The organism is Alcanivorax sp. HI0044, from assembly GCF_001634945.1.
Genome location: NZ_LWEZ01001654.1, coordinates 1 through 792 on the forward strand (window position 1 = coordinate 1; position 792 = coordinate 792).

Consider the following 792-nt stretch of genomic DNA (forward strand, 5'->3'; position numbering starts at 1 on the left):
AGGCTGCCGGGTTGGGAACCCCCATCATTTCCGAGAAGACCAGCAGCATGAACAGGTCCTCTTCATCCCGTTTGGCGCGGGCAATGGCGGCGCGATAGGGGGCGTTGTAGTACTGCGCCCCGAGATCGCTGATGCGTTTGAGCCATTGTGCCGGCGTTGCCATTACAGAGGCTCCGGTGGCGCTTTGAAGGCGCGCTTGAGGGCTGCGGTGCACTCCAGCGTAACCAGCAGGGCCGCCACCAATACAACAAGGTCCAGCCCCAGGAGGAACCAGTCTTCCTTCTCGTAGAAGCTTTTCAGCTGCATCAGCAGGGCAAACAGGGTCATCACCAGCAGGAAAACCAGCGGCGCCAGGGTATAAATGGCCGGACGTCCGCGTTTCACCAGCATGATGGTAATCACCAGCAGGGTGAGGCCGGCGAGCAATTGGTTGGTGGTGCCGAACAACGGCCAGATCAGCAGGCCGCCGGAGCCATCGGCACCGCCTGCCCCAAACGCCAGCAGAAGGCAGCTGACTACGGCCAGTAGCGTGGCGGGCAGAGGCCGCGTCATCCATTTTTGCTGATAGATTTCGCCCCATTCCTGGAAAATATAGCGCTGCAGGCGCAGACCGGTGTCCATGGTGGTGCCGGCAAACAGGGCCGCCATCACGGTGAGCAGGGTGGCGGCAACGCCCACATCCATGCCCATGCCATTGGCAAGAATATTGGCGCCACCATCCACAAAGGCGGTCAGGCTGCCCTGACCAAAGGCCGTGTATACCGCCTGCCAGTCAGCCAGGGAGGCAAAACC

At 61.2% G+C, this 792-nt stretch carries 1 protein-coding gene and 1 pseudogene; both read right to left on the reverse strand.

Going from position 1 to position 792, the window contains the following annotated elements:
• A pseudogene (locus tag A3730_RS24875) lies at window positions 1–163 on the reverse strand (DNA helicase); the annotation flags it as partial.
• The coding region (locus A3730_RS24880) for a carbon starvation CstA 5TM domain-containing protein (protein ID WP_304439534.1) at window positions 163–792 on the reverse strand (630 nt) is incomplete at its 5' end. The pseudogene A3730_RS24875 and the gene A3730_RS24880, both read right to left, overlap by 1 nt.